Annotated in this window: 2 protein-coding genes and 2 pseudogenes; all 4 read left to right on the top strand. The window is 59.6% G+C overall.

Annotated features, from left to right (window positions below; all coding sequences use genetic code 11):
• Window positions 1-783: pseudogene (locus VZ95_RS07115) on the top strand (2-oxo acid dehydrogenase subunit E2); the annotation flags it as partial.
• A 13-nt stretch (window positions 784-796) separates the two neighbouring features.
• Window positions 797-2,215, top strand: a complete 1,419-nt coding sequence (gene lpdA, locus VZ95_RS07110) for a dihydrolipoyl dehydrogenase (protein ID WP_045775239.1) — start codon at window positions 797-799, stop codon at window positions 2,213-2,215.
• A gap of 269 nt (window positions 2,216-2,484) precedes the next feature.
• A pseudogene (gene lipA, locus VZ95_RS07105) lies at window positions 2,485-3,443 on the top strand (lipoyl synthase).
• Window positions 3,444-3,449: 6 nt separating this feature from the next.
• A complete protein-coding gene (locus VZ95_RS07100; RefSeq protein WP_045775238.1) occupies window positions 3,450-3,890 on the top strand; it encodes a type II toxin-antitoxin system RatA family toxin in 441 nt (146 codons plus the stop codon).
• The last annotated feature ends 319 nt before the right edge of the window (window positions 3,891-4,209 follow it).

Here is a 4,209-nt window from a genome sequence, read left to right as displayed (position 1 = left end):
TACCCCTGTTGCCGCAGCTCCTGCTCCCGCCGCTGCTGCTGCGCCGGCATCGGTGGCAAAACCTGCCCCGGCTCCCGTGCAGACCTTCGGCCTTCCGGCCTTCGAGCTGGTGCCGCATTCCTCGATGCGCAAAACCATCGCGCGCCGCCTGACCGAAGCCAAACAGTCGGTGCCGCATTTCTACCTGACCGTGGATATCGGGCTCGACGCCTTGTTAAAACTGCGTGCGGACCTCAACGCGCGTGGCGAAAAGTCGGGGATAAAACTGTCGGTCAACGACATGATTATCCGCGCCTCGGCCCTCGCCTTGAAAAAGGTGCCGAACGCCAATGCCGCTTGGTCCGACGAAGGGCTGATGCTCTTCAAGGGCGTCGATATCGCCGTTGCGGTCTCGATCCCCGGCGGCTCATCACCCCGATCATCCGCGATGCGGATAAGAAGGGCCTCGCCGAGATTTCGGCGGAAATCAAAGATCTGGCCGGTCGGGCAAAGGCGGGCAAGCTGAAGCCGGAAGAGTTTACCGGCGGCACTTTCTCCATCTCAAACCTTGGCATGTTCGGCATCCGCGAGTTCGCCGCGATCATCAACCCACCGCAGTCCTGCATCCTCGCCGTTGGCGCGGGCGAACAGCGGCCGGTTGTGCGCAATGGCGCGCTGGCGGTCGAAACCCAGATGAGCTGCACCCTGTCGGTCGATCACCGCGTCGTCGATGGCGCGCTGGGGGCGGAATGGCTGCAAGCCTTCAAGGGGCTGATCGAAGATCCGCTCTCGATGATGCTCTAGGAAAGGTCGGATCATGGCAGAAACGAAGTTTGATCTGATCGTCGTCGGCGGCGGTCCCGGCGGCTATGTCGCCGCCATCCGCGCGGCGCAACTGGGCAAGAAGGTGGCGCTGGTCGAGCGCGAGCATCTCGGCGGTATCTGCCTCAACTGGGGCTGTATCCCGACGAAAGCCCTGCTGCGCTCGTCGGAAATCTTCAGCCTCATCAATCACGCCAAGGACTTCGGCCTTGAGGTGAAGGGTGACGTGAATGTGATCCTGCCGAAAATTGTGGAGCGCAGCCGCAAGGTTGCGGCCCAGCTTTCGGGCGGCGTCAAGCATTTGCTGAAAAAGAACAAGGTGACGGTCTTCGACGCTTACGGCACCCTCGCGGGCAAGGCCGGGGCGGATCGTAAGATTGCGCTGACAGATAAGGCCGGGGCAGCGGCGGGCGAATTGACCGCGCCGCACGTTATCCTTGCCACCGGTGCCCGCGCGCGTTCGGTGCCGGGGATGGAGCCGGACGGTAAACTGATCTGGACCTACCGCGAAGCGATGGTGCCGGACGTCATGCCGAAGTCGCTCCTCGTCGTCGGCTCCGGGGCCATCGGCATCGAATTCGCCAGCTTCTACAAGACGCTGGGGGCCGATGTAACGGTGGTCGAAATGGTCGACCGGATTCTTCCGGCGGAAGACGAGGAAATCTCGGCCTTCGCCCGTAAGAGCTTCGAGAAGCAGGGGATGAAAATCCTCACCGGGGCCGCGACCAAAAGCATCACTAAGGGCGCAAATAACGTCACAGTCACGGTGGAGCAGGGCGGTAAAACCCAGGCCATCACCGTGGACCGGGTGATTCTCGCCGTTGGCATCGTCGGCAATGTCGAGAATATCGGCCTTGAAGGCACCGCGGTAAAAGTCGAAAAATCCCATGTGGTTATCGACGATTATTGCGGCACCGGCGAGCCCGGCGTTTACGCCATCGGCGATCTCGCGGGCCCGCCCTGGCTTGCCCACAAGGCCAGCCACGAAGGCGTGATCTGCGTCGAAAAAATCTTCGGCGTCGGTGATGTTCACCCGCTCGATACCAGCAATGTGCCGGGCTGCACCTACTGCCAGCCGCAAGTCGCCTCGGTCGGTCTGACCGAAGCGAAAGCCAAGGCGGCGGGCTATAGTGTGAAGGTCGGGCGTTTCCCCTTCATGGGCAACGGCAAGGCGATTGCCCTGGGCGAGCCGGAAGGCTTGGTCAAGACGGTCTTCGACGCCAAAACGGGTGAGCTGCTGGGCGCGCATATGATTGGCGCGGAAGTGACCGAACTGATCCAGGGTTACGCCATCGCGCGCACGCTGGAATCGACCGAAGCGGAACTGATGCACACGGTCTTCCCGCATCCTACCCTCTCGGAAATGATGCACGAAGCGGTTCTGGACGCCTACGGTCGGGCGATCCATTTCTAACAGGTGAGGCATGACGGCGGGGCGCTTTCACAGGCCTCGCCGTCTTTGTATTGTCGCTGGAACACGCAGAGGGTCCGCCTCTGAACGCCGCTCAAGGGGCTTACCCCTTGAGAATCCCTTTTTCTAATTTACTTAATAGAGATCGGGTTCCCCAAGGGCCGCCGCCCTTGGGCGGGGGTGTTGGGGGCCGCGCCCCTGACAGAACGAACGCCTTGCTCCATTTCATCGGAGCGTTTATGACGCGGACACAACGCCGCGAAGGGATTTGGATGATGACCGATAAGGCTGCTGCCGCCGCACTCCGCCACCCGGAAAAGGCCAACAAGCCCGATAATCCCATCCAACGGAAACCCGATTGGATTCGGGTGAAAGCGCCGGTCTCGGCTGAATATAATCAGACCCGCCAGATGATGCGGGACTTGAAGCTCAATACCGTGTGCGAAGAGGCGGCTTGCCCGAATATCGGCGAATGCTGGGCCAAGAAGCACGCGACCGTGATGATCTTAGGCAATGTCTGCACGCGCGCCTGTGCCTTTTGCAATGTGGCGACCGGACGGCCCGATAAGCTCGACCCGCACGAGCCGAGCATGTGGCGGAAGCCGTCAGCCGGATGGGCCTCGCCCATGTGGTCATCACCTCGGTTGACCGCGACGATCTCGACGATGGCGGGGCCGATCATTTCGCCCGCGTTATCCGGGCGGTGCGCGCCGGCTCGCCGCAAACGACCATCGAAGTGCTGACCCCCGATTTCATGCGCAAAGATGGCGCGATTGAAGTGGTGGTCGAGGCGCGCCCGGACGTGTTCAACCATAATCTTGAGACCGTGCCGCGCCTGTACCCGACCATTCGCCCCGGCGCGCGCTATTTCCATTCGCTACGGCTGCTTTCGGAAGTCAAACGGCTCGACCCGTCGATTTTCACCAAGTCGGGCGTGATGGTCGGCCTCGGTGAAAGCCGCGAAGAGATTTTGCAGGTGATGGACGATCTCCGGTCGGCGGAGGTTGATTTCCTCACCATCGGTCAATATTTGCAGCCCACCCCGAAGCACGCGGCGGTGGATCGATTCGTCACCCCGGACGAGTTCGCCAGCTATAAAACTCAGGCCTACGGCAAGGGCTTTCTGATGGTGGCGTCCTCGCCGCTGACGCGTTCCTCCTACCATGCCGGGGAGGATTTCGCGCAGATGCGGGCCGCGCGCGAGGCGCAGTTAGCGAGAGCTTCGGCCTAAGCGGCCATGCCGACCCACGCCGAAAAGCGGCTTCTGCCCTATACCCCGCAGCAGCTTTACGATCTGGTGGCCGACGTCGGGCGCTATCCTGAGTTTCTGCCCTGGTGCCTCGCCGCCCGTATCCGCGAGCGCTCGGATGCGCATATCCGCGCCGATCTGATTATCGGCTATAAGGTGGTGCGCGAGCGCTTCACCAGTAATGTCACGCTCGACCCGGCGAATTTTCGTATTGACGTGGCCTATGCCGAAGGCCCGTTTAAATATCTCAACAATCACTGGATTTTTCGTGCCGTGCCCGACGCGCCGGGGCAGACGGAGTTGGATTTCTACGTGGATTTCGAGTTCCACAATCGCATGCTGCAAAAGATTATCGAGACGCTGTTCAACGAAGCGGTAAAACGCATGGTATCGGCGTTTGAGGCGCGTGCGCGCGCTCTCTACGGGTAAAAATTTCCTCATATAAAAATATAAGAAATTTTAAATTAAATCCCTGCTCTTTAAGGCTAGAGGGGGCATGCTCTGCGACCTAAAATAGTCACAACTTTTAATTTTTATGTAATTGACTGCACAACCCTCGGTGTGAGATTTTGTGGCCGACACTCCTGAGGAGTGGTTCTAAAGGGATGGCCTCTTGATGCGAGAGTATCATGGCGATTTTTTTACGAAGTCAACTTTATGCCTCTGTCATCTGTAAAGACCGGGAGAGGGTTTTATTTTCTGGTCGCTATGTAGATGGCCTTGTAAGTCTACAAAACCTAATCAATGG

Source organism: Elstera litoralis (assembly GCF_000963705.1).
Taxonomy (GTDB): domain Bacteria; phylum Pseudomonadota; class Alphaproteobacteria; order Elsterales; family Elsteraceae; genus Elstera; species Elstera litoralis.
The sequence above is the reverse complement of the archived record's forward strand: the minus strand, read 5'-3'. Positions and strand labels throughout refer to the sequence as shown.

What these genes read in the sequence shown, in the direction of transcription:
- lpdA (WP_045775239.1), top strand. Translation starts at nt 797, where the DNA reads ATGGCAGAAACGAAGTTTGATCTGATCGTCGTCGGCGGCGGTCCCGGC.
- VZ95_RS07100 (WP_045775238.1), top strand. Translation starts at nt 3,450, where the DNA reads ATGCCGACCCACGCCGAAAAGCGGCTTCTGCCCTATACCCCGCAGCAG.